General features: G+C 43.4%; 1 protein-coding gene. It reads left to right on the top strand.

The features are described from left to right. The coding region (locus A3761_RS28200; protein WP_197473236.1) for a DUF1302 family protein at positions 1 to 551 on the top strand (551 nt) is incomplete at both ends.

A 551-nucleotide genomic window follows, 5' to 3' on the forward strand; every position in this document is an offset into this window, starting at 1 on the left:
AGTCAAATATTGGTATGAGGCTTGAGCTGGATACACCCCTTTGGTCGGGTGCGTATGCACGTATAGATTATGAGGTAACACACTTTTTCTCTCCAGAGAATCTATCTCGTGACTATGGAGAGTCCTATACGAATAGAGAGTTAAATGAAGCCTGGTTGCAGGTAAGTTTTTCGGATTGCGTTGCAAAGCTTGGACGTCAAACCTTGTTCTGGGGGCGAGTAGAGGGTGCTAATGCGCTTGATGTCATATCACCAGTTGACTTCACTAAACCCTTATTGACTGATTTTAGTGATATCAGACTCTCGTCAGAGATGGCTCTTTTTCGCTGCTATCAAAACGATCTTACAGCTGAGCTGTTCTATCAAGAAGATGCTCTGTTGAATCGTTTCTCTCATTTCGAAAGCGAATTAGAACGTATTGCCAGATCAGGGATGGGCGACGAATGGGGAGGGCGTTTAAGTTTGGCTAAGCAGGCTTTTGATCTCTCGTTAAGCTATGCCCGCCTGTATGCTAATCATTTCTCCATACTAATCGATAAGAATACTTTTCAA

Source organism: Oleiphilus sp. HI0123, assembly GCF_001635315.1.